Here is a 25,597-nt window from a genome sequence, read left to right on the forward strand (position 1 = left end):
ATGGAAAATAACGAACAAAATAACATCATCATTTACACCAGTTCAGATGGTAAAGCATCAGTAGCTTTATTTGAACGTGATGATACCGTGTGGCTCAATCAAAAACAGCTAGCAGAAATTTTTGACACCTCTGTTCCTAATATCAGTATGCATATCAAAAGCATACTGAAAGACAAGGAGTTAAACCCTAATTCAGTTATTAAGGATTACTTAACAACTGCATCAGATGGTAAAGAGTATGAGGTGTCATTCTACGCACTAGAAATGATTCTTGCTATAGGATATCGTGTACGTAGCAAACGTGGTGTACAGTTTAGACAATGGGCTACACGTAACCTTACCGAATATATGCGCAAAGGTTTTATTATAGACGACGAGCGTCTTAAAAATCCTGATGGTCGCCCAGATTATTTTGATGAGTTACTAGAGCGTATACGTGATATACGTGCAAGTGAAAAACGCTTTTACCAAAAAGTACGTGACCTTTTTAGTTTAAGTAGCGATTACGACCCTACAGACAAGGCAACACAAATGTTTTTTGCCGAAGCACAAAACAAACTACTTTTTGCAGTAACACGACAGACAGCTGCAGAGCTTATTGTTGCTAGAGCAGATGCACGTAAGCCCAATATGGGATTGACTAACTGGAAAGGTAATGTGGTGCGCAAACAAGATATCACTACTGCAAAAAATTACCTAGTTGCAGATGAGTTAGACAGCCTTAACAGACTCGTAGTTATCTTCTTAGAACAAGCAGAATTACGTGTAAAAAACCAGCAAGACCTTACAATGTCTTACTGGCAAAACAATCTGGACAAGCTCATTGCTTTCAATGAATTTCCTGTGCTTAAATCACCAGGAAAAATATCACACAAAGCAATGGAGAAAAAAGTACGTATGCACTATGTAACTTATGATAAGCTGCGCAAAAAAGAAGCTGCTGAAGAAGCAGACCGTAAGGAACTTGAGGAATTAAAAGCTCTAGCTGAGAAAATTAAAAAGAAAAAATAATATGAAAGCAGTTACAGATAACACCGCTTTCACGAAAGCTTAAATTATAAAGAATATGAATGAAGTTTGGAATTATACATTAGAAATGGCAGGATTGATTGCACAACTATACGCAAACAACCCTAAGTATAATAATGTAAGAGTCTTTATACCTAATTACGCAATAAACATTGCTGAAGATTACAAAGAGAGATTGTTAACAGATATAGCGAACATCAATCCTAAATCCGTTGTAGCAATCTTCATTGATGCTTCTCATATACAACTAGAGGAAATCGCAATGCAACCACGTATCGTTTTACACTTTGATCCAAAACGCAAAACTACAGATGTTCATCTTGTAACTGTAGACGACGCTATTTATAAAATAGACACTGTTAGAATGCAAGAGTTATCTCCACCAGATGCTGCAGCTTATTATCATAAACTTTCAAATGATACACAAGAGTATTATGAGCAATACCTATCTAACTAAATAGATGCTTTAAAAACATTTAAACTTAAAACAGAATGACCAAAGTACTAAAACTAGAAACAGAGTTTAAAAAATTCATCCGTAAAGCAGATGAAATTTGCATCGCTGTAGCGATGATAACAGACTATGGCCTATCCTTATTTGATGATAGAGATGAAGACTGTGCTTTGGAAATACTGGTAGGGTACGATTTACCTACACAACCTAGTGCATTGCAAAAACTAATAGATAATAAAGTTGCAACTAAAATTTATGATGTAAAAAATCATTTCTTTCATCCTAAAGTGTACTTATTTAGAATTGATGAAGAGTGGACGGCGTTTGTAGGTTCTGGCAACTGTACTAAAGGCGGTTTAAATGCTAATATAGAAATGAGTTTAAAAATTGAAGATGAAGATACAGTAGATGATTTATTAAATTGGTACGAAACTTATTACAACTTAGGCACCATACTCACTCAAGAATGGCTCAATGACTATAAACTGTTTTATACAGAACGTAGAGATAAAGAAAAGCAATTACAATCACTTACAAAGCAATTTAAAAAGGCTACTGGTGTAACTAAAGGAGCGGTAGCATTAAAAGATTACGATTTTACAGGCCAGTTTTTTACGTTTAAGCATTATGACGCTTTTACAGCACCCAAACCAATCTTAGACGAGCCTGGCCCTATTAAAGAACGACTAGAAGTACGTAATAAATTAGAAGAATTACACAATCGCATCTACCCATTAATAAATAAAAAGGGTTGGGAAATATATGCGCACCACCAGTCACAACACCTTACATCTTCTTTTAGACATAACGAGCGTGCATCTAGCAGCCTTAATGCTATTTGGCTGCATTACGGTCGCAGTGAGGAAGAACTTGAAGAATATAAAAACCAGTATGGAGATAATATGACATCACTATACCATATGCGTTTAGAGATTTTAATTCTTAAAGACTATTTATGGGTAGAACTGCGTGTGGGAAAAAACGATGGTAGTTATCCAGATAGAGACTACATTAAAAAACAACTTAAAAGCAATCCTGATTTCACAAAACAATATTATCAACTAATTAAAGAGCTTGATAAATCATTTACAATAACCATTGCAGATGAAGAAGTACCTGTAACCGATTTTACAGATGCGACAGATCTTAAAGAATTCACGTTGCAAGACAACCCTAAAATTTATTATTTCAGGATTGGACGTATATATAGACCTGATGACAGAGCAATTTCAGACAACAATATTGTTACCACGATAATGAATGACTTTGAAAAACTATATCCTCTATACCAACTTTTTAAGCACACATTTTAATGAACAATACAGCTATAAACAATACCGCTTTCGCGAAAGAACAAACAAAACCAGGCTACAAAAAAACCAAATTAGGATGGATTCCTGAGGAGTGGAAAATCTTAAAGCTTGAAGATGTTGCTAGATTTAAAAACGGTAAAGGACACGAAAAACTTATTGATGAGGATGGTGATTTTTATCTAGTAAATTCAAAGTTTGTCTCTACAGAAGGACTTGTATTTAAAAAAACTAATTCCCAATTAGTTCCATTAGAAAAAGACAATATTGCTATAGTTATGAGTGATATTCCAAATGGTAGAGCGATAGCTAAGTGTTTTTATGTTAATGAAAGTAATAAATACACTCTAAACCAACGTATTGGTGGGTTAACAACGAAGGGAATAGATAGTAAGTATTTATTTTATAGTTTGAATAGAAATAGATATTATTTAAAATTTGATGATGGGGTTAAACAGACTAATCTAAGAAAACAACAAGTTCTTGATTGCCCTTTACGTATCCCACCACTACCAGAACAACAAAAAATAGCCAACATCCTCAACACTTGGGACAAAGCTATCGCTGCACAAGAACAACTCATTGCCCAAAAACAAGAGCTTAAAAAAGGACTTATGCAGGAGCTACTTACTGGTAAGAAGCGTTTTGATGGGTTTACTGAGGAGTGGGAAGAGGTGAAACTTGGTGAACTAGCTGAAGTCAAAAGAGGCGCAGGCTCACAATATATTACCTACGTCAATCAGGAACATAAAAATGCTATTAGATTAATAAGAATTACCGACTTCTTGAGTAGTGACTCTAAGTATATTTTAAAAACTGAAGCAACAGAAAGATTTGTTTTGAAAGAAGGTGATTTATTAATAGCCGGAACAGGAGCAACAGCTGGTATTAGTTTTGAGGTCCCAAAGGAGTTCTCTGGACTTGTTTTTTCCTATAATGCGCCTAGAATTAGAGTTAATAAAAAAATAATGAAAGAGTTTCTAATCTATTATTTAAAATCAGATATGATTTTAAGACAACAGCTAGGGTTGTTTACAGGAAATGCACAACCTTTCTTAGACACAAAGGCTATTAGAAGATTTAGAGTTATGCTCCCAACCGTAGATGAACAAAAGAAAATAGCAGATGTACTTTCTTCCAAAGACAAAGAAATTGACATCTTAAAGGAAAAAGTTGAGCATTTAAAAAAACAAAAACAAGGTTTAATGCAGCAGTTGTTAACTGGTGAGAAAAGGGTTAAAATTTAGGACTATGGCTAAACAAACAAGAAATTTCTTTGTGAGTTATCATCACGATTATGATCAGCAATATGTTGAAGAACTGCGTCAAATAAAACGTGGGATGAAAGTAGCAGATTATTCATTAAAAAATGATATCTCTCACTATTCTGAAGAACAAATTTATAAGGTTATAAGAGATAAAATGCGCTCTTGTTCAGTTACAATTGTCCTTATAGGAGAAAGAACAGGTCATAGAAAATGGATAGACTGGGAATTATGGGCATCTCTTAGAGGCTATAAAAACAGTAAAAACCCTAAACGTTCATTCAGACCCAAAGGATTGCTAGCAGTGTACTTACCAGTAGCGAATCATTCTGTTCCAGACCGTTTACAAGCTAATATTGATTCAGGTTACGCAGTCTCAATGAGATGGAAAAATGTTCAACGTGATTTAGAAAGTAAAATCAACTATGCAATTTGGAAACGAGACAATGCTAATCACGAGATAGTCAATAATCTAGAAAGATTAGATAGAAATGCGTTCAACTTTTTAGGATTTAAAATATAATTATGTTAGGTATTAACAGAGCGCACAGCCTCAATGAGAGTAAAGCTAAAATAAACCTATCTATAGGTAAGAAATGTATTTTCATAAGTCATCACAAAAGTGACCTTGAATATTGCAAAAAAATAGCAACTTATATTATGAAAGCTGGTATAGACGTCTATTTAGATGAATATGATTATGATTTAAAACATCAAGTTCAAACTAATAATCCAGCTGGTGTAGTACGTTGTATTAAAAAAGGGATTAATAACAGTTCTCATATGTTATGTATTATTTCACCAAGTACTATATACTCAAAATGGGTTCCTTGGGAAATAGGATATGGTTATGATAAAACAACTATTGGTGCACTAACTCTTAAAGGTATTTCTAACGCATCTCTACCTGAGTATATAAAAACCGTACCTGTCGTAAGAGGAACAAAATCATTAAACACTTATTTAGCAAGAATTTTAGGTAGACCTCAACCGGTCCTAGAGTCTTATGGTTATATAAAAGCACATTCCAATACTATGCATTCGTTGGATAGTGTTTTAGACTGGGAATTATAAAAGAGAAATTATGAGTAAAGAATATTTAATATCAAAGCTATCCTTCAGAGAAGATCAACAACTAATTGACACAGTAAGTATAGGATTAGTAAATAACAACACATTAAGTCCTTTTGAAACAAAGGATAGAAATTGGTTGGTTAATTGCCACAATCAAGGGAATAATATTGGAGGTCTTAAACGCACATTAAACAATAAATGGTCTAGGTATGGAAGTTTTACCTATGATGGCAGTTATTTCAGTTGGTCACACTCTCTACCAAAAAACATATCCAAGCGTAATGTATTTGTAAGCTATTATCACAATGATGATCAATTAAAAAGGCAAGAATTTGATAATCTTTTTAGTGATTTAATAATTAATCAATCTGTTATGCTAGACGAGATTAATGGCGAAAATAGTGACGAGTATATACATAGATTGATTAATCAAGGCTATATGAAAGACACAACAGTACTTGCAGTTTTGTTAGGTCCCAAGACCAAATGTAGAAAGCACGTTGATTGGGAAATAGGTGGTGCACTCAATAAAAAGGTTGGAGATAGATATGCAGGCTTATTAGGAATTAGACTTCCTTCTCATCCAGATTACGGTTTAGGTGAAACATATAACGAAGCTAATTATTCAGAGAGGTTTTATGCAAATATAGAATCAGGTTACGCAGTTGTTATGGATTGGACTGAAAATAGGCTAGAATTTCAAAATGCAATGGAGCTGGCATTTTATAAGAAGAATAATGAATCGGATAAAATTGTGAATACTGCAATACCAAGATTAACCAAAAATTTATGCGTATGAAAAAGTTTAAAAGCCTTTTATCAATTTATGTTTTATGGCACCCAGATTTCAAAGTAGGTATAGATTATGCAGAAAGTATATACAATACTTATAGTGGTGAAAACGGAAACGTAACACACGCCAAATATGACATACCTGTTAATTATAGGTCATTGCCTCATAACAAGGAAACCTTTGCTGAAATACCATTTTCGGAGTCTAAAAAAAATGTTCTTATCATTCTGGTGGATGATTATATGTTTAATGACACGAATTGGACAACTGCTATAGATGATTTAATAAAATCAAAACCTAAAAACACAAGAATACTACCTGTACCATTTAGTAAATACGCATTTGATTTCAACCCAGAGCACTTAAATAATTTTCAATTTATTAAGACAGATGAAAGCCATTTTTATCCAGATATGAATTCTTTTGATGCTAATAATAGAGTTATTAAATACAGACTACTTGAAAGCATTGCAAAATTTTTATTTAACGTTAAGGAAAAATATGATACTGAAATACACAGTGATCCGCCAATTAAATTATTTATTTCGCACGCCAAGGATGACGGTAAAGATTTAGCGATACAATTTAGAAATCATATTTACAGTAATACTAAACTGAAAGCATTTTTTGACGCTAATGATATAGCAGATGGACATCAATTTGAACAGGAAATAAAAAAACATATAGACCACTCTGCATTTGTAATATTCAATACAGATATATATTCCGATAGAGAATGGTGTAGAAAAGAGATCATTATTGCTAAAAGATATAGATGTCCAATTATAGGTGTAATGGATATTAAGAAGGGAGAAAGAAGAAGTTTCCCTTATAGTGGAAATTTTCCTACTATCACTTGGAACAATAATTTTGAAGAAATTATAAATCTAATTTTATCGCAAATTATCAGCGATAAATACAACGAACTTTATTTGAAATCAATCGTTGAGATGTATGAATTAGAAAAAGAACATAGTTGTTTAGTGCTTCCCAAAGCACCAGAACTATTTAACTATATTGATATAGAGAATCTCAAATCAGACAACAAAAAAGTTAAATCTCTTATTGTTTTATATCCAGATCCACCAATTGGTATCGAGGAACTTAGTCTGCTAAATGATGTAGACAAGAAAATTAAATTTATAACACCTCTTTTATTACCAACATATATTTTATAGATATGAAAAAAGAAAATAAAGTAACTAACAAGGATTTAGATAAATATGTTGCTGACGAACTAAAAGAATCGTCAAAAGAAAGAGAAGTTCATCTTTTTGACGGTAAAAATGTTGCTATTTCAATTAGCAATAGTTCTGAAATAGAAAATTTAGGTTTCTCATTAGCACATCAAAAAAATCTAATAACTGAGATAACCAGGTTTTTAATAATACACGGTAGTAATTTGATATATGGTGGGGATTTACGTCAAAATGGATACACTAGATTATTCTCAAATTTAGTATATCAGTATAGACCTAGTAAAGAAGCAGGTAAGATTTTTTTTCAAAATTACTTCAGTTTCCCTATATACCTTAATCTTAAAACTACCGATGTTTTAGAATTTAGAAAGAATGGTGTTTTACCTATTAAAGTTCAGCCACCAGCAAATTTAGATATTGATGAGTCAAAATTCTATCCTCCTGAAGGAAATGATAATCTCTTTATATGGTCAGAAAGTTTAACGAAGATGAGGGAAGAGATGCAAAGTAATACAGATGCTAGAATTTTCACTGGTGGTGGTATGTCCAATTTTAAAGGCAAATATCCTGGTCTTTTAGAAGAATCCATTCTTGCATTAAAAAATGATACACCTGTATATTTTATGGGCATCTTTGGTGGGCTAACATCAAGAATCATTGAAGCTCTTAAAGGCAATAAACCACAAGAATTGACAATTGAATGGCAATCGTCACAAAACAAAATTTATAAAGAGTTTGTAAGTCACTACAATTCTAAAAAGAGTGAAGATAAAATAGATTATAAGTCAAATTTAGAGTTTTTAAACAATTACACTTTAGATAGATTAAGTAAAAACAATGGTTTGTCAGTCGAGGAAAACAAAAGACTATTTAGTACAGTTCATACTTCAGAAATAATTTTCCTCATTATGAAAGGACTAAATAAAACATTATCAAAATAAGATGACAAACTACTCAGAATATAACGACTCTCAAAAACCAGCACTTTCTCTATTACAAAAAATGGGCTGGCAATACATATCTCCAGATGACGTATTTAAAGCACGTGGCGAGCTATTCACTAACGTAATTCTAGATGATATACTAGCAGCTCAGTTAGCTAAAATTAATGCTTTTGAGTACAAAGGAGAATCATACCAATTCTCTACCGGTAGCATTCAAGGTGCCATTAATGCATTAAAAAATGTACCTAATGAAGGTTTAGTACAAACTAATGAGCGTGTGTATGATTTAATTACACTAGGTAAGAGTTTTAACGAGACGGTTCAAGGAGACCGTAAAGCCTACACCGTAAACTACATAGACTGGGAGCATCCAGAAAACAATGTCTTCCACGTAACAGAAGAGTTTGAGGTAGAAGGTCGCAAAGGAAAACGTCGTCCAGATATCGTACTATTTGTTAATGGGATTCCTTTTGTTGTTATAGAGAACAAACGTCGTGATAAAAATGAAGCGCTAGACGAAGCTATTTCCCAAAACATTCGTAACCAAAGAGAGGACGAAGGCATTCCTAGACTGTTTTACTTTGCACAGTTGTTACTAGCAGTACACCCTAATGAAGTAAAGTATGGTGCTACTGGTACCAAAGCCAAATTCTGGAGTGTCTGGAAAGAGGATGCAGAACGTGAAATTACCAAGCTACTTAAAAAGAAGACTAATAACACGCTAGCCGAAGAAAGATTGGTTACAGAGCAAGATAAGGGCATTTATGCGCTGTGTAAGCCTACAAGATTACTCGATTTAACCTATAAATACATAGTTTTTGATGGTCCAGACAAAAAAATATGTCGTTACCAGCAATACTTTGCTGTACAAGAAACCATACAGCGTGTAAAAACTAAAAACAAAGAAGGGAACCGTCAAGGCGGTGTAATATGGCATACTACAGGTAGTGGTAAGTCATTAACAATGGTAATGCTTTCTAAAGCACTTGCGCTAGATAAAACAATAGAATCACCTAGAGTAATCATTGTAACCGATAGAATAAGCCTAGACAAACAAATATTTAAAACGTTTGTAAACTGTGGAAAAAATGTAAAAAAGGCAAAAAGTGGTAATGACTTAGTAGAGCTATTGCAAGACAAAGGCAATGAAATTATCACCACCATCATTGATAAATTTGAAGTAGCTACAAAACGTGCATCTTTTAAAGAGGAGTCTCAAAACATATTTGTACTCGTAGATGAAAGTCACCGCAGTCAGTACGGTAGCGCACACGCAAATATGAAACGTATTGTACCTAATGCCTCATACATTGGTTTTACCGGTACACCTTTAATGAAGTCTCAAAAAAGCACCTCTAAAAAATTTGGTGGTTTTATTCATAAATACACCATAGACCAAGCAGTAAAAGATGGTGCAGTATTACCATTACTATACGAAGGACGCTCTGCAAAATTGAGTATCAACAAAAAACAAATAGATAAGGGTTTTGAACGTCTAGCAGCACCGCTAAATGAAGAAGCGCGAAAAGATTTAAAAAAGAAGTTTGCCACTATAGCTAAAATCTATGAATCTGATAACGTGATTGAAGAAATTGCCTATGACATTTCAGAACATTTTCGAGACAATTGGAAGAACACAGGTTTCAAAGCGCAGTTAGCGGTTCCTAGAATAGATGTAGCCATCAAATACCAAAAGTATTTTGAAGCACAAACAGATCCTTCTCTTAGAATTAATACACGTGTAGTTTTTACACCACCAGATAGCAGACAAGATAACGATGATGTGTGGTCAGAAAGCTCTAGCGAATCGCAAAAATATTGGAAACAAATCTTAGAACGCCATAACGACCAAGAAGCCTATGAAACAGATGTAATTCAGCGTTTTAAAGAAGATAGCAAGGAGGTTGAACTTATTATCGTAGTCAGCAAATTACTAACAGGTTTTGATGCACCGAGAAACACGGTACTATATTTAGCAAAACCACTAGTAGCACATAACTTACTGCAAGCGATTGCAAGAGTAAATCGTCTATTTGAAGGTAAAGAATATGGACATATCATAGACTATGTAGGTATTTTAGGAAAACTTGATGAGGCATTAACCGAGTACAGTGCTTTAGAGGATTTTGATGAAGAGGACTTAAAAAACACCGTAGTTGATGTAAAAGATGAAATACGTAAAGTTCCTATACGTCACGCAGAGGTTTGGGATATTTTTAAAGGCGTTTATGACAAAAAAGATATTGAAGCGCTAGAAAGACATATAGCAGATAAAGACATTCGTGATCAGTTTTACGACCGTGTTTCTGCATTTGCTAGAATTCTCCAAACCGCATTAGCTTCAGACGACTTTTATAATGAATTTACTACAGAGCAAATTGGCTTTTATAAAAGTGAATTAAAGAAATTCCAAAGTTTACGTCTATCGGTGCAATTTCGCTATGCCGAAAAAGTATCTTATAAAGAATATGAACCACGTGTACGTAAGCTATTAGACACTTATATAGATGCCGACAATGTACAAGTACTATCTCGTGATGTAAATATTTTTGACAAAAATATGGTACAAGAGGCATTAGAAAGTTACGGTAAAACACCAGCTTCTAAAGCAGACTTTATAGCTCACCAAATGAAAAAAGTCATCACAGAAAATATGGAGAAAGATGAGGCTTTTTACAAAAAATTCTCAGAGTTGATAGAGCAAACCATTAAAGATTTTTACGATGGCAGACTTACAGAAAAAGAATACCTCGAGGCAATGCAAAAAACAAGAGACGACCTAGAGAACGGCTATCAAGAAGGTATTCCAAATGCAGTACAAAACAATCCAAGAGCGAGAGCTTTTTATGGAGCTTTAAATGAAGTACTCAACAAAAAACTGGATAAAGAAATAAGCAAACAAAAAGTTGCAGAGGCAGGTGTTGAAATTGAACAGATTGTAAACAGTCTTATCATCACAGATTGGAAAAAGAATGTCGACATTCAAAACAAAATGGAAAATCAAATAGAAGATTATTTGATCAGTAAAAGAAGCCAATTAGGAATTGAAATCAGTTTTGATGAAATCGATGCCATATTAATCAAGTGCTTGCGTGTAGCTAAAAACAATTTCTAATGAGAAGTATACAATACGGCACAAAAGAAATCTTTTACGAGCTGCAGCGGTCTAAGCGTAAAACATTAGCTATCGAGGTACATCCAGATAGTTCTGTTCATATCATTGCTCCAGTAGAAAGTTCTGTAAAAGATATTGATTTAAAAGTCGAAAAAAGAGCATCCTGGATTATAAAACAACAACAGTACTTTGAACAATTTCTACCACGCACTCCAGAGCGTCAATATATCTCTGGCGAAACGCATTTTTATCTTGGTAAATCCTACCTTTTAAAAGTGATTGCCGGTAACACGAATCAAGTAAAACTTAAAGCTGGAAGATTACAAGTAACCTGTAAAGAAACAACTAATCAAGAATTGGTAAAAAAACTATTGGCAAAATGGTATTATGAGCACGCCGAAAAGAAATTCAACAAAATAGCTATTGACGCTTTCGCGAAATTTAAAGAGTACGATATCAAAATGCCCACAGTTGAAATTAGAAGAATGGCCAAACGCTGGGGAAGCTGTAATACAATTGATAAAGTCACCATCAATCCTGAAATTATAAAAGCTTCTTCTAAATGTATTGAGTATGTTTTGATCCACGAAATGTGCCATCTTGTAATACCAAAACACAATAAAGAGTTTTACAATGTCTTGACTTCTATAATGCCTAATTGGAAAAAGTGGAAGGATAAGTTAGAGAATAAGTTATCATAACGCCACACTTCCAGCACTTACTCATTCATTCCTTTCGCAAGCTACATTCATTCACTCGCAAAAGCTTTCCGTTCGTGCGCAATACTAGTTATGTCCACTACGCTCCTACCTATCGGATAGACGCTCCATTACCATAACCAGTATTTTTTGCCAACGCGCAAATTGCAAATTCAAAAAAAATCAGAACACATAGTATTAATACTCAGATACCCAGTATTTAGCTACATACAATTTTTAAATAAAAAAAGGATTGTATTTTGATCACACATTTTTAATAGCAAGCTCTAAAGCTTCCTTAGAATATCTTTCACCTCCTACTGTCTTTAAAACCTTATCAGCCAACCAGAGTATATACAGTTCTTTTTTAGATTGTTTAAAGATTTTTGCAAGTGCATCAATATCTTCTTTTCTAAAAGAGCGCTCACCTCGTTCCATCTTACTTAATAATGCTTGATCCATATCCAGCTTAGCTGCAAGCTGTCGAAGTAGGATATCATTAGCTTCTCTCAGCGTTCGTATGCGTTCACCTATCATCTTAGTAAAGTTTTCATTAAAAGACTTGACAAATATTGGACAATTTAAGGATTATGTACGAAAATATTAGTATTTTGTTGAACTAAAATTATCTAGGATAGTATAATATATTTTGCTTATGGATTTATTTAATCAAGAACCAAAAGAAAGAGTATTTAAAAAGATGCAATTGCTTGATGGTGAAGTTTGGTATATGGACAATTTTATGCCATTAGACAAAGCAAAATCTTATTTTAAAATCTTAAAAAATTCTATTGAATGGAGGCAGGAAGAAATTAAAATGTACGGAAAAACTTATCCTATACCCAGAAAGACTGCTTGGTATGGCTATGAAGGTTTTAATTATAAATATTCTGGTATTTTATGTAATCCCAAACCTTGGACTAAAGAATTGTTGGGTATAAAAAGAGTCATAGAAAGTTTCTTGCCAGAATCAGATTTCAATAGTGTCTTATTAAATTTATATAGAAATGGAAACGATAAAGTAAGCTGGCACGCAGATGATGAAAAAGGACTGGGTATAAATCCTCTTATTGCTTCTGTTAGCTTGGGAGCTACAAGACGTTTTGATTTAAAACATAAAACAGAGCCTAATGAAAAACTTCAATTAGAACTAGTACCTGGCTCTTTAGTAATTATGAAAGGCGCTTTGCAGCATAACTGGCTTCATCAAATTCCAATACAGAAAAAAATCAATGACCCAAGGATTAATCTAACATTCAGAACCATTGTAAGCTAATGAGTATTTACAATCAAATTGTAGAAGCTATTGCTGAATTGAATGATGAATCATTAGAAATAAAGGATTACTTACAATCACTTCAACCTGATGTAAGGCAATTAAGAGCTTCATATCGAAAGCCACCACCAGTTTATGTAGATTATGCAAAACAAAACATACAAAGCGCTTATTTAATAACGTATCTACCGCATTACTATCAGTTGATTTATAAAATACTGTTAGAGCAAGATCTATCGACAATGAAAAGTAAAACAGAATTTTCTGCTGTTTTTATTGGAGGTGGTCCAGGATCAGAAGCTTATGGTACAATAAAATACATTCTGGAATATTGTGCTAATATTATATATATTAATGTTGACATCTTAGATATAAATGCTGCAACTTGGGGTTATAGCCATTCTGCTCTTACTGGTTTTATGCTACCAGATTTAAATAGATTTAATGATATCTCATTGAATTGGAATAGACATCAATTTGATCTCGTTGATCCAAATGTTGTAAATTCTAATAAATCAATTTTTAAGAATGCGGATTTGGTTGTAATTCAAAACTGTATCAACGAAATAGCTCAAAACAAGTATAAAATCTTAGAAAATAATATTCTCGATATTTTTAATTTTATCCCGAATACCTCAACTCTACTTATGATTGATTTAACAACTAGCGTTAGATCACAAATAGCAAAATTAGAAAAGGCGATTGAATCCAAATTTCCAAACATTAATAAAAACACTACCTCTGGAAACAGGAGTGCTTCTGCTCTAACTTCTATAAACTATAGACCATCTCAAATTATAAGAGAAAACTTATTGAATTATACTGACGGCTTAATTCCTAGAAAAAATCTAAAGTATGATTATTCGCTTTTAAATAAAGTTAAAACTCAAGTAAAGCAAGAGTCCAATAAAGTAGGTATTAATGCTATATACAGGCCTCTAAATGATATAAATGACTCAATACAAGATTTAACAAATCGCTCGTTTATTGGTATTGATTTTGGTACATCTAGCTCTGTTTGCTCTGTAGCTTATGTTCAAGATGATAATTTAAAAGTTGAACTACTCGAAATTGAACAAAAAGATCATTTGGGGATCGCTTCTAGTAGTACAATAGTTCCTTCAATTATGGGAATCGTAGGAAATCAGTTTTTACTTGGTAAGTATGCTAAAGAGAAAAGGCATCAGTTCTCATTTGGTAAAAATGGTTGGTATGGGTTTAAAGAAAACATTTTAAACCTAGAAAATCAATCATTTCCAGATTCAAAACTACTTAATCACCCGTCACTCCAAATAAATAATGGTGCAGATGCTCTTATCGTTTTTTTCAAGAGACTGAAAGTTGAAATTGATAAAATTATTGCAGATAAACAATTACCATTTGATAAGCGTTATTCTTTTAGTACTCCTGCTAATTATGGATTAAAAGAAAAAGAACTTCTTGAAAGCTACATTTTACAAGCAGGCTATGAAGAAGGAACATTTGCTTTTATAGAGGAGCCTGTTTCTTCTCTTTTAGGTACTATCCATCAAGAAAATCTTGCGTTAGATTTAGAGGAAGACCTAAATATTTTGGTAATTGATGTTGGAGCAGGGACAGTAGATTGTTGCGCTATTAGATTAGTTAAAGATACTGACAACGTCATTGCAGAAAATTTAGCTATCTACAGAAATAGTAACATCGGTGGTAATTTTATTAATAGATTAATTTCTAAAAGGCTTTTTGAAAAAGATAATAGTTTAGTTATTGATGAAGATTTTATTTTAAAAAATTGTGAAGATTTAAAACTAGAGTTTTGTAAATCGGTTAAGACAGACGCTCAAGTACATTATACTTTAAATGAATTATCTAAGTCAGAAATAAATAAACAGTGTAACACCCGCGATCACGGAAAATACAATTCAATTGACATTAGTTATTCAGAGTTTAATGATATAATGACAAATTATTTTAATGGGAATGAAAATTATAAGGGATTTAAAAGTAGTATTGATAAAACGATAAACGAAGCTAATTTATCAAGAGATGATTTTGATTATGTCATTATATCTGGAGGAGGAGCAAAAAACCCTTATTTAAGATCACTATGTGCTGATTATTTTCAGGCAGATAAAATAGTTATGCCAAATAATAGCCAAGAACAAGTAGGATTCGGAAATGCGATACAATCTTTTGTGTCAAATGCTTTTGGCAAACAAATTATAGAGACTGTGCTAAATGGAGATATTTATCTCGATGAAAATATTAAGAAAACTATTTTATTTAAAAAAGGAGAAATTCTTCCTTCTTTAGAATATGAAAGTAAAACTGCCAACAATAAAAATTCAATAACCTTAATATCAAGTGTTACAGGCGAAAAAATTCGGTTTGATTGGGATGAATATACAAATGATATCCCTACCAAACTTATATTGAAAGTTAATCAAGAATCTAGATTGATTTGTGAATTAGTTACAAACAAATCAATTATTAGATTAAAACCAAAAATAACCAAACTATAGTAATATGCAATGGATGATAGAAGAAGCTAGGCTAGGTCCTGAGCAACGAGAAATAATAGATGAAATACCCAATTTAAAAGGAAAACCTATTTGGATACAGGGTCACGCGGGATCTGGCAAATCTATTGTTTTACTTCACGCCTTAACGGATTATGTAATAAGAAACCCAAGTGCTAATGTTGTCGTTGTCGTTTTCACCCACGCCTTAATTGATTTACTGGCTTCAGGATTGAGACAAATTCCTGCCTTGAGAGGTAAAAGTATTCCAGTAATAACAATCTATGATGTCAATAAGCGTCTTTTTAAAGGAGAAAAATTTGACGCAGTTTTCTGTGACGAAATACAAGATATACCAACAATTCTATTAGAAAGAATGAAAAATGGGTGCAATCAATTAATCATAGCTGGTGATGCAGCGCAATCTATTTATTCAAGAGTTCCTCAATTTCAAGAAAAACCCGCTACGAAAGAAGAAATTATAGCACAATTAAGTCCAATAGAAAGAACTACAACTACTATTTATCGTTTAACAAGAACTGTTATAGGAGTATTACAAAACGTGTACAACAATCTTTTTGCAGATATGGTACATATAGGTAGAGAGGATTCTGAGATAAGACTATTTAAAGCAAATAGCTATGAAGAAGAAATAACTTTTTCCTGGAATGAAACAAAGCAAATTAATATTGATAGACCTGGAGAAGTTAACGCGGTATTGTTTTTTAAGAAAAATGATATGATAAAGTATGTCGATACCATTTTAGAATTGGAAGGGAAACAAAAATGGTCTGAAGGTACTTATCCAGATTATGCCTTGTCAAGTAGAAATTTTGAAGCTATGAATACTTACTTAAATAACCAAGGTGTTCCATTAATGTATGTAGGGAACGGTACTGGTTCATTAGAGAAAGCTAATACTGAAAACAAGATTGTTTTAATTACTTACCATTCTTCTAAAGGGCTCGATTTTGATGCTGTTGCTTTGCCTTGTATTCAAACTGATTTAGGAGAAGCAGATAATGAAAATGCGGTAATCTTAGTTGCTCTTTCAAGAGCTAAAAGAGATTTATTGATAACCTTTACTGGCGCTATGTATTCAGGATTTAAGAGGTTCTTATTAAACACTAAAGTAAGAGAAATAAAGAATTTAGAATCTGATAACGACGAGGTCGTTTTTTAAATAAAAAAAATAAATGAAAAATATAATCATCGTTCTATTTCGTTCAGAATTAAATTATTTAATTAAATATGATAGATTAAGAACATCATCAGATAGAATTATTCCACTAACGTATTACGATTTTGATATACTGTCGGAAGAAAATCAAGTAGATTTATTACAAAATTCAATACCAATTTATGAGCAAGAGCACGAGGTATTACTCATTGAATATAGCAGAAATTTAGAGTATGACAATGCTCCGTTATTAAAATTTGAGGGAATAAAGTCTATTATACCTTTATCTGAAATTGGTTCAAGGCTGCTTATATCTAAACTTAATAACGATCTTAAAATATCGAGACCTCTCAACCCATCAGTTTACTCATCATTTACTAATCATCGAAGTCATATTTTAAGAAATACAGCAGGTACTGAGCTTTGCTCAATATATGAACTTGAAGTTCCAAAAGATGATTTTATAAGTGATTTTAAAGCTGCAACATTATTTCAATTAAATAATCAAAATCCAGAAAAAAAAGATTCAACTCTTGCTCACTTAGTAGATTTTAATATCACACCAAGTTTTATACCTGAAGGCAACATTGAAGCGGTCTTAAAAACGGCTTGTGTCGGTATGAAAAAAACAGGGATAGATATTGAAAAAACTAAGAGTAGTATGTTTTATAAATTCGTGATTGAAAACAAAGAAAGGATAAATGAAGTTTCATTTTATAAAGCACTAAAATTTATAGAAGAAAAGATCCAACTTGAATCGCTTACTAGGGAACCTTTCAAAAAACTCAAAAATGTGCTATCAGAAAACGGAAAACTAGAAAATGCTTTTACAATTTATAGTTATTTCTATTTTTTGAAAAAGAAAATGGAAAAGAATGAATATGATATTTCTAGCATAAAAGATACCGTTTTAGAGTTGAAGTATCACGATATTATATCTACTTCAAAAGTTCTTTTTATGCTTGGTTACACGTTTTCTATGCAAACAATCTCAAAATCATTACAATCATATTCAAGTTCTCCCTTGTTGAAGTCTACAAGATCTTTGGATTTAAATTGGAAACCTGAGATTGTAGAAGAACTTAGTGATGAAGAATTTGTAAATAGAGAGCCTAGCAAAGAAGAGGCTGACAGTGAAAAGACAAACAATATAATACCTAATCAAAGTAATTACAACGAAGAAACTGAACAATCAATAGAAGTTGAGCTCTCAGTTAATAGTAAACCAATAAATTCAGTAACAAATATTGAATCAAAAATCAATGCTGACTCTGAAAAAGACTTAATTGAAACTAAAGCAAAAAACAATCAAGTCAATGAAGGCTTATTTTCAAATACTTCTTCAGTAAATGACTCTTCTGATTCTATATTCACTTTCCAAGAATTCCAAAAAAACTTAAAAAAAAGAAAGTCTTTTTTGTCTAAAATACTAGAAGAACTTAAATCAACAAAAATTGAGGAAAGTCAAATTACAAAAGACGTACTTATCAAATGTCTTAAAAATATTAATGAATACGAGAAACAAAAAGGTGGGTTGAAAGTCGCTGCAATTGATGCTCTAAAAATCTTTGATAAAGATGAATGAAAATAAAACAAAAGGTAATTTACAAAAAGCAATTAACTATATCTCAAAGCTTTCAAGTTCTAAGAAAGAAAAACTGATGACGATTTTAAAGCAAGTAAATAAAGTTCAGTCATCAAATCTTACGACCAAGGAAAAAGCAAAAGAAATCAAACAAATTATGTGGAGTGATCAATCAACTAATAGCAAGCTATTTATTGGCGCTTTCCTAGGTGCTGTCACTGGCCTATTCATTTTTGGTACTGGAGGCATTGGTATTGCAGCTTTAGGTACAGGTGTAGGTGTTTGGGGTTGGTTAGCTACAGCAGCTGGTGGTGCTTTCATTTCTTCACTAATACAGAATTACGAGAAGAAAGAGAATGAAGATTAATTCTATTAATGAAATAACACAAGCCATCAAAAACTTCGACATAGCTGCTTTAAAAGAACTGCTGGATGATAATAAGCCATATCAAGATGTTCCTAAATCACTTTTTCTTGAAAAATTAGAAAAGAAGTTTAATCAAGCTAGGCGTGACGATTGCCATTCCTTCGACGATGTATTTTTTGGTATTTGTGAATCTTGCAATAAGGGCTGTGAAGGAATGACCTTTCTATCAAATTCTGGATACTATTTAGACCTGTTTATTGAAAGTCAAGATGGAGAGTTTGCAGATGATATTTACGTCTGTAATAAACTCACAAACTTTACAGATCTTGAAAAGTCCATAGATTTAGGTTTCAGTTTTAGAAAAGATGAATATTACAACTTTAAACCTACCTCAAAGTACCTCATTATAAAAAAAGAATATAATGAATTATTAAATCAAATAAGTGAGATCGAAAAACCCATAAAAGTAGATAAATTATTGAATTGGTACTACAATAACTTTAACTACTTAAGCGAAACCATTAACGGTTTTGGTCCATTTGAATGTTTCGACTACAACTTATATAACGATGCTTATAGTTTGGTATGTAAAGTAGAACGCGTATTTGAGATAACACAAGTGAAAGAACAAGCAATTGAGAGTCTGGTGGATTATCACAATTGTAGTACTGAAAGAGAAAGACTAATCTGGTTCTTTAAAAATCAAGAAAACCTATATGGATCTATCTATTTTGAATTTTCTGAGAACTGGAAAACAGATTCCATAATATTTTACGAGCAGGAACAAGTTGAATTGGAGTTAGACATTACAGGATATGAATATGTTATAGATTACTTTTTAATATTAGATAACTTATATGATGAACTCATAGAAAAGTATAAACCAATACCAGTGCACTTTGAAGATTCAAAAAATGGTAGCATCGAATGTTCATTAGAAAACTATCTAAGATTGCACAACAAGTATATAGACGTAGTGAAAAAATACGGTAGAAAAGGATATTAGATCAATTCGATAATTCAAAAAGGATTAAAATATATTCGAGTAAATGCTTTTACTAAACGCTTTGCCAAAAAGGTTTAATATAACCTGTATAATCTAAATTAAAAAGAATACATCTTTCAATTCATCTGCACTAATAATTTCAAAATTCGGGAAGGCAGGTAATAAGGTGTTCGTCAGTCGCTCCATTTCGTTTCATAGTACATAATCAAAAATACTTCTATCGTCGCATTTGTGCTTACCGTAAATAGTACTACTGCGGCGTAACGTCCTCGGTCGCACTATTTACTTGTACTATTGCACACATTACGCTATTCCTCACCCATAGCTACTCTTGTGCCTTAAAATCCAAAGCTGTGTGTGCTATGCACACGCATAATTTATTAAGGCACAACCGCTATTTAATGTTTTGCGAGCCTGCGTGTCGCTGCGGGCTTAAACGGTGTCACATTTTTTGATACCTATTCAATAAATTTCAGTTATTAAATAACGTCCTACAGCCATACCACCTTACCTAGCGGATAAGCTGTACCGCTTCCGTCCTAGTTTGTAAGAACTATGTATTCCTTCGGCGACTTCCTACCGTCAGTCACCTCACTCACACACAGCACTTACCTATTCCATTAAAAATAGAAATCACTTTTAGCCAAATCAAAAAACTGCGCCACCTAGTGTTACCACATTACCGTGAGAGTGCTCGTACCTCACACTATCACTCACAGTACCCTTGCTAATCTCGCAGTCGGCTCGCGCCTTTTAGATTACCTGCTTAACAAACAATAGCGAATAAAAAAACCTTCTACTTAAGAAGGCCTTAAAACTTCTTTTTAAAATTTTTAAACCTCTTCAATAGTTGCTTTTGGTGCATTAGATGTAACCGATGCAATACCATTTTCCATTCCAGAAGAAGATTCATACATTTCACTAGTTCCTATAACCTGACCATTACTCGCCTTAAGATTAAAAAAGTGCTTACCATTACTCGATTTTAAACGTTCATATCGTTTATTATCTTGTGAATTCTTACGAACAGATTCTATTCCATTCATACATCCAGCTTTAGCTGAATACCCTTCACTTGCTAATATTTTTTGACCATTACCAGCTTTTAATCTAAAACGATACTCACTCCTAGCATCTTGATATACTTCAAATTTTGACATAATATTTGTATTGATTTGATACTAAATGTACTTAAAATAGAAATTCAAATAACAATAGTAAACTCTAGTTATCAACCACTTATTCAACAGTCTGAAGAAGAATAATAAAAAAGGCCACAAATTTAGTTGGCTTCCATCGGCCACCACAATAATGCTATAAAGTTCAAGCCAAAGGTTTTGAAAAAAATAGCACGCCAAAAGGCAGTTCTTTTTTTTTCAACCTTCCTCCTAGGCGCACGATTTTTTCCAAAAAACTTGACAGCATTGCCACGCCACTAGAGAAATAGCTTTCTTTTTTTTGTTTTTCTTTTAAAATAATACGGAAGGGTTTTGTGATACAATGAAAGTATCGGAATAAAAAAAGAGCCTCTTCGGAAGCTCTTCTTTATTACTTTTTCTTCTTTCTCGGCACTCGTCCAGACCGTAATCGTAGTAGCGTATGATGCAGTCTTTTTACGAGTAATGAAACCACATAGCTAATTACAGCGCCTATGGCAGCCATAAGTGCTGTCTTAATAAGGTCATCTGATGTGATATGAATCCACGCAGAAGATAACGTCCCACCGAGTACCGAAAATTTGATATGTGTCACATTTTGTGTCACTCTATTTAATATTCGACGCGGAATCTTTTCCGTCTATTTTAGGCACCTCTGTTTTTTCGTCAATCGTTACTGCTTGACTAACAGCAGTAGCAACGGTTCCGGCAACAGTCATATAAGTTGCTACGGTTATCAGGACAGCTGGCAAACTAATGGGTGCTGCGATAATTGCGCCACCTGCGGTAGCGAGCGCAATACCGATGTTACGCAAAGTTCTGAAGAACTTTGGCGTTGGTTTTTTATAACGTTCTACAATATTCATTGTCTTAAGATTTAATAGTTAATAATACATTTTCGTTTCTGTCAAATGCTTGATAGCAAAGAGATACTAATTTTTGAAACAGTGGTTTGGAATAAGTTCCTTTTCCTATACCTGTTAACTGAGTTACAGGAGCTATACAACCACGAAGCTCACGCTTCGCGTTATTAGCAGGATGCAGTAGTATAAGACTTCGACCTTCTACATTAGTAAGATGTAAATGATGCTTAAATTTTGCCGAATACCTCGCTTTCAGCTCGTATTCGCCTTCAGGTATACAAGACACGTTTCTTTCATTGTTTAACCAAGGTAATTCAATAGCAAAACCTAAAAACTGACCATTATAGAAGAGAGCACTATTAGTGCCCTCTTTATAATAGGTCCTTTGCAACAACACATTCATTTAGACAGTATCTACTTTTGCTACAGCAAGTGCGTTAAATGCACCGTTTTTCAACGGATACATTTGTCCATTTACTTCTTGATAAAACTCAATACCAACGACTTGCAAAATTGGAAGCGCTGAGTTTGCTGGAAGTGCAACACTCAAATCAATTGCTGCAGTATTTGCACTATCATAAGGAAGAATCGCCGTTTCATCACTCTCAAAAGTTGAGGTCTCATTGGCAAAATCAAGCTCTGCAGCACCCATTACTACCTTAAAGTGAGTAGTACCTCCTGGAGCTGCAATTCTTACTGTTGGTGAAAATGGAGCCAAACTCACATCGACATCTCCAGTTGTACGATCAAGAGATGTAGTATAAGGAGCAAATAATGTTGCGCCTAGCTTTCCGTTAGCATTGAATTCAAAGCCTTGCAATGTAGCCATATCACCATCTTCAATGGTTCTAAGACCACGCTCATTGACAGTATCAGTTTTTGTAATAGCTACAAGAGATTTAGTCAAACGACTCACTACACGCTTGTCTTTTGCGTTCTGCAAAAGCACACGAATAGCATTACGAATCGCTTTACCTCCTTTACCAGCACGTCCAAACTCAGAGCCATTTTCACGAGTTCTCTGAAACGCAGGATCATTGGCAATACGATTGGCATCGACACCTCCTTTATAGCGCGCAAGGTGTCCATCTGCGCTTTTGTAAAAGGAAATATCTCCGATAGTTCCTTTTAATTTGATAATACCTGTTTGTCTAGCCATAATACTCTAATTTTTTGATTATTAGACAAAAGACATTAGTTTTATAAAAGAAATCAAAAACAGCCATACATTGGTGCCACAAAATGCGTTTTATGCCATAAGAAGACATATAAACAATCCATAGTTGAGGTATAGATAAAGTATGGATAGAGTATAAAATGAGAATAGTAAGAGCTTGTATATACCCAAAAGACATACAGCGTATCACTGGAAGAAGTGAACGCTACGGTCGTAAGCTTTTAAATGACATTAAAACCCACTTTGGTAAGAAGTCACACCAATTTATCACTGCAGAAGAATTCGCCGAATATAGTGGCATTAAAGAGGAAATCATTAACCAATATCTTGAACAAATTTCATAGTATTTAATATGATTTATATAGGTTTGAATCCTTGATTTTCGTATCTTTATGATGTCCTGAGAAAGACAAAAAACTATAAAGACTTTCAATGTAAATGGTAGCTATTAGGTTAGTAATCAAATTGAAAAACTAAGAAAGTCAATAATACTAAGGAATTACAGACAAGGTTTGAATCCTGTCGAGGTCACTTTAGTCATTGCAAAATGACAACAAAGCCACGCAATCACTATGATTTGCGTGGCTTTCTGGTTTTTAGACCAACATTTGAAATGAAACGATTTGCTTCTATATGGTAGCTAATCGTCAGTTAATTTTCAAAGTGTCAGTTGAACTGACACTTTCAAGAAAAGCTTTGAAATACTTGCTATAGTTGATTTGACATTCGTCAAGACGATTTGTATAATCTAAAGACGACAACTATGCGGTCAACAAACACATTCTCAATTCTCTTTTGGGCAGACCAAAAGAACGCCACAGATGGCGAAGCTCTGGTTTATGCCAGAATCACGGTAAACCAAAAACGAGCTAACATCAGTTTAAAAAGACGAGTGCCGGTAAAACTTTGGGACCCTAAGAAAAACCGAAGTAAGGGTAACTCTGCAGAAGCTCGCCAACTCAATCAGTATATCGACCAGACTTACACTAAGCTCTTCCAGATATACCAAGACTTAAAATTTCAAGAAAAATTGATAACGGCCAAGCTCATAAAAGCCCACTACACAGGCGAGAACGAGCAATCCAAATCACTTCAAAACCTCATCGCCTATCACAGTAAAAAAATTGAAAATACTCTGGCAAAGGGAACGATTAGAAACTTCGGAGTGACCGAAAACTACCTCAACAGATTTCTCAACAAAGTCAAGAAAACAACCGATATCTATTTAAAAGAGCTCGATTATAAATTCCTGTGCGACTTCGAAAATTACTTAGCCAATTACTGGCCAGCTGGTCATCCAAAAGCCTTAAGCCAGAATACTATAATGAAGCATATTCAACGTTTACGTAAAATAGTAACGTTGGCTTATCATATGGAATGGATTCCACGGGACCCATTTGTAAGATGGAAACCAGTTTACGAGAAGAAGCAACGTGAGTTCCTTTCTGAAAATGAGCTTTCCAATATGGAAAACTTTCAGTTTTCTATCGAACGCCTGGACAGAGTGCGTGACTTATTTGTGTTTAGCTGCTACACCGGTATCAGCTATGTGGATATAATGAATTTGACAGAAGATAATTTGGTGCTTGGTATGGATGGCGGAAATTGGATATATACCAAACGTCAAAAAACAAAATCTTCAGTCAAAGTCCCGTTACTTGGAAAAGCAGAAGAAATCATTTCTAAATATGAAGGGCATCCTATGACAGAAGTAACAGGAACACTTTTGCCAGTAATCACTAATGAGAAATTGAACGTGTATCTAAAGGAAGTTGCTCACTATGTTGGTATAACTAAAAATCTAACGTTTCATATGGCACGCCATACCTTTGCAACTACCATAACGCTTTCCAATGGTGTTCCTATAGAAACGGTATCAAAACTCTTAGGACATAGTAAAATTGCTACTACTCAAATTTATGCTCGAGTACTCGAGCATAAGGTTAGCAATGATATGGATATCTTGAAAAACAAGTTGTTGAAGAATAAAAATGAACGCATTAAAAAAGCAGACTAATAACCAAATTTATACTTTCAAGAAGCATTCTAAATAAGAAAGTACAACAAATTATATCAAATTTTATTATTTTTGTACTTAATGAAGAAATTCCTCCACAAATCGATGGCTATCTTAATGGCAGTCGTGGTACTTTTTACCACGATGTCATTTACTGTTGATATGCATTATTGTGGGGATTCTCTTGTAGATTTTTCATTGTTCCAATCAGCAGAAACCTGTGGAATGGAAAAAGAGCAGTCAAGTATAGGTTGTGAAAATCCGATGCTTACCAAAAATTCCTGTTGCTCTGATGAGCAATTAATTATTGAAGGACAGGATGATTTAAAGCAAAACTTTACCAAGTTGACTTGCGAGCAGCAAACGTTCATCGCTGCTTTTACATATTCTTATATAAACCTATTTGAAGGAACCGAATCTGAAGAAGTTCCTTTTGAAGATTACCCGCGACCCTTTGTCAAACGGGATGTGCAAGTGATGTACCAGACTTTCTTAATTTGATTTGTTAGATTTTTTGAATGAAGCCCAATAGCTATGCTGTAGTGGGCTAAAACTCGTGTTTGCCATTTTCCGCAACACGTAATTCCAAT

At 33.5% G+C, this 25,597-nt stretch carries 25 protein-coding genes; 20 read left to right on the plus strand and 5 right to left on the minus strand.

Features of this window, described 5'->3' with window-relative positions:
* Genes I5168_RS12680 through I5168_RS12730 form a run of 11 tightly spaced genes read left to right on the plus strand, consistent with a single transcriptional unit; the run spans position 1 to position 11,884 of the window.
* Positions 1–1,011, plus strand: coding sequence for a virulence RhuM family protein (locus I5168_RS12680; protein ID WP_431472014.1), 1,011 nt, complete (start codon positions 1–3; stop codon positions 1,009–1,011).
* A 55-nt stretch (positions 1,012–1,066) separates the two neighbouring features.
* Positions 1,067–1,486, plus strand: coding sequence for a hypothetical protein (locus I5168_RS12685; protein ID WP_431472015.1), 420 nt, complete (start codon positions 1,067–1,069; stop codon positions 1,484–1,486).
* 35 nt (positions 1,487–1,521) lie between these two features.
* Complete coding sequence (locus I5168_RS12690; RefSeq protein ID WP_431472016.1) at positions 1,522–2,796, plus strand: phospholipase D family protein; 1,275 nt, start codon at positions 1,522–1,524, stop codon at positions 2,794–2,796.
* Entirely contained in the window at positions 2,796–4,040 is a 1,245-nt protein-coding gene (locus I5168_RS12695) for a restriction endonuclease subunit S (protein WP_431472017.1), read from the plus strand. Before I5168_RS12690 ends, I5168_RS12695 begins: the two co-directional genes overlap by 1 nt.
* Positions 4,041–4,044: 4 nt before the next feature.
* A complete protein-coding gene (locus tag I5168_RS12700; protein WP_431472018.1) occupies positions 4,045–4,581 on the plus strand; it encodes a TIR domain-containing protein in 537 nt (178 codons plus the stop codon).
* A 2-nt stretch (positions 4,582–4,583) separates the two neighbouring features.
* Positions 4,584–5,132, plus strand: coding sequence for a toll/interleukin-1 receptor domain-containing protein (locus tag I5168_RS12705; protein WP_431472019.1), 549 nt, complete (start codon positions 4,584–4,586; stop codon positions 5,130–5,132).
* Positions 5,133–5,142: 10 nt separating this feature from the next.
* Complete coding sequence (locus I5168_RS12710) at positions 5,143–5,931, plus strand: TIR domain-containing protein (protein WP_431472020.1); 789 nt, start codon at positions 5,143–5,145, stop codon at positions 5,929–5,931.
* Positions 5,928–7,103, plus strand: a complete 1,176-nt coding sequence (locus tag I5168_RS12715) for a toll/interleukin-1 receptor domain-containing protein (RefSeq protein ID WP_431472021.1) — start codon at positions 5,928–5,930, stop codon at positions 7,101–7,103. The genes I5168_RS12710 and I5168_RS12715 overlap by 4 nt, the downstream gene beginning before the upstream one ends.
* Positions 7,104–7,105: 2 nt before the next feature.
* Entirely contained in the window at positions 7,106–8,065 is a 960-nt protein-coding gene (locus tag I5168_RS12720) for a hypothetical protein (RefSeq protein WP_431472022.1), read from the plus strand.
* A 1-nt stretch (position 8,066) separates the two neighbouring features.
* Positions 8,067–11,183, plus strand: coding sequence for a type I restriction endonuclease subunit R (locus I5168_RS12725; protein WP_431472023.1), 3,117 nt, complete (start codon positions 8,067–8,069; stop codon positions 11,181–11,183).
* Positions 11,183–11,884, plus strand: a complete 702-nt coding sequence (locus tag I5168_RS12730; RefSeq protein WP_431472024.1) for a M48 family metallopeptidase — start codon at positions 11,183–11,185, stop codon at positions 11,882–11,884. Before I5168_RS12725 ends, I5168_RS12730 begins: the two co-directional genes overlap by 1 nt.
* 261 nt (positions 11,885–12,145) lie before the next feature.
* Here I5168_RS12730 and I5168_RS12735 read toward each other — a convergent pair whose 3' ends face one another.
* Positions 12,146–12,418, minus strand: a complete 273-nt coding sequence (locus I5168_RS12735; protein ID WP_431472025.1) for a helix-turn-helix domain-containing protein — start codon at positions 12,416–12,418, stop codon at positions 12,146–12,148.
* Between the two features lie 118 nt (positions 12,419–12,536).
* On the opposite strand from I5168_RS12735, the gene I5168_RS12740 reads away from it, so the two are divergent.
* From I5168_RS12740 to I5168_RS12765, 6 genes are read left to right on the plus strand one after another with little or no spacing between them, the layout of a single operon-like run.
* The gene (locus I5168_RS12740) at positions 12,537–13,157 is read left to right on the plus strand and encodes an alpha-ketoglutarate-dependent dioxygenase AlkB family protein (protein ID WP_431472026.1); all 621 of its coding nucleotides are present in this window, start codon (positions 12,537–12,539) and stop codon (positions 13,155–13,157) included.
* The gene (locus tag I5168_RS12745) at positions 13,157–15,658 is read left to right on the plus strand and encodes an Hsp70 family protein (RefSeq protein ID WP_431472027.1); all 2,502 of its coding nucleotides are present in this window, start codon (positions 13,157–13,159) and stop codon (positions 15,656–15,658) included. The genes I5168_RS12740 and I5168_RS12745 overlap by 1 nt, the downstream gene beginning before the upstream one ends.
* 4 nt (positions 15,659–15,662) lie before the next feature.
* Positions 15,663–16,838, plus strand: a complete 1,176-nt coding sequence (locus tag I5168_RS12750; protein WP_431472028.1) for a 3'-5' exonuclease — start codon at positions 15,663–15,665, stop codon at positions 16,836–16,838.
* A gap of 13 nt (positions 16,839–16,851) precedes the next feature.
* Positions 16,852–18,420 carry a hypothetical protein gene (locus I5168_RS12755; protein ID WP_431472029.1) on the plus strand — a complete coding sequence of 523 codons (1,569 nt, stop codon included), beginning with the start codon at positions 16,852–16,854 and terminating at the stop codon, positions 18,418–18,420.
* Positions 18,413–18,787 carry a hypothetical protein gene (locus tag I5168_RS12760; protein WP_431472030.1) on the plus strand — a complete coding sequence of 125 codons (375 nt, stop codon included), beginning with the start codon at positions 18,413–18,415 and terminating at the stop codon, positions 18,785–18,787. The genes I5168_RS12755 and I5168_RS12760 overlap by 8 nt, the downstream gene beginning before the upstream one ends.
* On the plus strand, positions 18,777–19,793 hold the full coding sequence (locus I5168_RS12765; protein ID WP_431472031.1) for a hypothetical protein: 1,017 nt from the start codon (positions 18,777–18,779) through the stop codon (positions 19,791–19,793). The genes I5168_RS12760 and I5168_RS12765 overlap by 11 nt, the downstream gene beginning before the upstream one ends.
* 833 nt (positions 19,794–20,626) lie before the next feature.
* On the opposite strand, the gene I5168_RS12770 is transcribed toward I5168_RS12765, so the two are convergent.
* The 4 genes from I5168_RS12770 to I5168_RS12785 all read right to left on the minus strand — a co-directional run bounded on the left by I5168_RS12770 (position 20,627) and on the right by I5168_RS12785 (position 22,972).
* Complete coding sequence (locus I5168_RS12770; RefSeq protein WP_431472032.1) at positions 20,627–20,953, minus strand: YegP family protein; 327 nt, start codon at positions 20,951–20,953, stop codon at positions 20,627–20,629.
* A 605-nt stretch (positions 20,954–21,558) separates the two neighbouring features.
* Complete coding sequence (locus I5168_RS12775; RefSeq protein ID WP_431472033.1) at positions 21,559–21,765, minus strand: hypothetical protein; 207 nt, start codon at positions 21,763–21,765, stop codon at positions 21,559–21,561.
* 55 nt (positions 21,766–21,820) lie between these two features.
* Positions 21,821–22,216 carry a DUF5675 family protein gene (locus I5168_RS12780; RefSeq protein WP_431472034.1) on the minus strand — a complete coding sequence of 132 codons (396 nt, stop codon included), beginning with the start codon at positions 22,214–22,216 and terminating at the stop codon, positions 21,821–21,823.
* The gene (locus I5168_RS12785) at positions 22,217–22,972 is read right to left on the minus strand and encodes a hypothetical protein (RefSeq protein ID WP_431472035.1); all 756 of its coding nucleotides are present in this window, start codon (positions 22,970–22,972) and stop codon (positions 22,217–22,219) included. It abuts the gene before it with no gap.
* A 158-nt stretch (positions 22,973–23,130) separates the two neighbouring features.
* Here I5168_RS12785 and I5168_RS12790 point away from each other — a divergent pair, with 158 nt between their 5' ends.
* From I5168_RS12790 to I5168_RS12800, 3 genes are all read left to right on the plus strand, one after another.
* Positions 23,131–23,334 (plus strand): hypothetical protein, encoded by a 204-nt coding sequence (locus I5168_RS12790; RefSeq protein WP_106679029.1) that lies wholly within the window; start codon positions 23,131–23,133, stop codon positions 23,332–23,334.
* A gap of 419 nt (positions 23,335–23,753) precedes the next feature.
* Positions 23,754–25,007 carry a site-specific integrase gene (locus I5168_RS12795; protein ID WP_105018638.1) on the plus strand — a complete coding sequence of 418 codons (1,254 nt, stop codon included), beginning with the start codon at positions 23,754–23,756 and terminating at the stop codon, positions 25,005–25,007.
* A gap of 81 nt (positions 25,008–25,088) precedes the next feature.
* Entirely contained in the window at positions 25,089–25,508 is a 420-nt protein-coding gene (locus I5168_RS12800; RefSeq protein WP_105018637.1) for an HYC_CC_PP family protein, read from the plus strand.
* The last annotated feature ends 89 nt before the right edge of the window (positions 25,509–25,597 follow it).

This window comes from Nonlabens sp. SCSIO 43208, from assembly GCF_050703575.1.
In the GTDB taxonomy this organism is placed as follows: Bacteria; Bacteroidota; Bacteroidia; order Flavobacteriales; family Flavobacteriaceae; genus Nonlabens; species Nonlabens tegetincola.

Excerpts from the sequence above, each read along its gene's own strand:
- I5168_RS12770 (WP_431472032.1), bottom strand. The coding sequence starts at position 20,953 with ATGTCAAAATTTGAAGTATATCAAGATGCTAGGAGTGAGTATCGTTTT.
- I5168_RS12760 (WP_431472030.1), top strand. The coding sequence starts at position 18,413 with ATGAATGAAAATAAAACAAAAGGTAATTTACAAAAAGCAATTAACTAT.
- I5168_RS12795 (WP_105018638.1), top strand. The coding sequence starts at position 23,754 with ATGCGGTCAACAAACACATTCTCAATTCTCTTTTGGGCAGACCAAAAG.
- I5168_RS12735 (WP_431472025.1), bottom strand. The coding sequence starts at position 12,418 with ATGATAGGTGAACGCATACGAACGCTGAGAGAAGCTAATGATATCCTA.
- I5168_RS12730 (WP_431472024.1), top strand. The coding sequence starts at position 11,183 with ATGAGAAGTATACAATACGGCACAAAAGAAATCTTTTACGAGCTGCAG.
- I5168_RS12800 (WP_105018637.1), top strand. The coding sequence starts at position 25,089 with ATGAAGAAATTCCTCCACAAATCGATGGCTATCTTAATGGCAGTCGTG.
- I5168_RS12725 (WP_431472023.1), top strand. The coding sequence starts at position 8,067 with ATGACAAACTACTCAGAATATAACGACTCTCAAAAACCAGCACTTTCT.
- I5168_RS12720 (WP_431472022.1), top strand. The coding sequence starts at position 7,106 with ATGAAAAAAGAAAATAAAGTAACTAACAAGGATTTAGATAAATATGTT.
- I5168_RS12755 (WP_431472029.1), top strand. The coding sequence starts at position 16,852 with ATGAAAAATATAATCATCGTTCTATTTCGTTCAGAATTAAATTATTTA.
- I5168_RS12690 (WP_431472016.1), top strand. The coding sequence starts at position 1,522 with ATGACCAAAGTACTAAAACTAGAAACAGAGTTTAAAAAATTCATCCGT.
- I5168_RS12705 (WP_431472019.1), top strand. The coding sequence starts at position 4,584 with ATGTTAGGTATTAACAGAGCGCACAGCCTCAATGAGAGTAAAGCTAAA.
- I5168_RS12710 (WP_431472020.1), top strand. The coding sequence starts at position 5,143 with ATGAGTAAAGAATATTTAATATCAAAGCTATCCTTCAGAGAAGATCAA.
- I5168_RS12680 (WP_431472014.1), top strand. The coding sequence starts at position 1 with ATGGAAAATAACGAACAAAATAACATCATCATTTACACCAGTTCAGAT.
- I5168_RS12750 (WP_431472028.1), top strand. The coding sequence starts at position 15,663 with ATGCAATGGATGATAGAAGAAGCTAGGCTAGGTCCTGAGCAACGAGAA.
- I5168_RS12700 (WP_431472018.1), top strand. The coding sequence starts at position 4,045 with ATGGCTAAACAAACAAGAAATTTCTTTGTGAGTTATCATCACGATTAT.
- I5168_RS12790 (WP_106679029.1), top strand. The coding sequence starts at position 23,131 with ATGAGAATAGTAAGAGCTTGTATATACCCAAAAGACATACAGCGTATC.
- I5168_RS12685 (WP_431472015.1), top strand. The coding sequence starts at position 1,067 with ATGAATGAAGTTTGGAATTATACATTAGAAATGGCAGGATTGATTGCA.
- I5168_RS12780 (WP_431472034.1), bottom strand. The coding sequence starts at position 22,216 with ATGAATGTGTTGTTGCAAAGGACCTATTATAAAGAGGGCACTAATAGT.
- I5168_RS12695 (WP_431472017.1), top strand. The coding sequence starts at position 2,796 with ATGAACAATACAGCTATAAACAATACCGCTTTCGCGAAAGAACAAACA.
- I5168_RS12745 (WP_431472027.1), top strand. The coding sequence starts at position 13,157 with ATGAGTATTTACAATCAAATTGTAGAAGCTATTGCTGAATTGAATGAT.
- I5168_RS12740 (WP_431472026.1), top strand. The coding sequence starts at position 12,537 with ATGGATTTATTTAATCAAGAACCAAAAGAAAGAGTATTTAAAAAGATG.
- I5168_RS12715 (WP_431472021.1), top strand. The coding sequence starts at position 5,928 with ATGAAAAAGTTTAAAAGCCTTTTATCAATTTATGTTTTATGGCACCCA.
- I5168_RS12765 (WP_431472031.1), top strand. The coding sequence starts at position 18,777 with ATGAAGATTAATTCTATTAATGAAATAACACAAGCCATCAAAAACTTC.
- I5168_RS12785 (WP_431472035.1), bottom strand. The coding sequence starts at position 22,972 with ATGGCTAGACAAACAGGTATTATCAAATTAAAAGGAACTATCGGAGAT.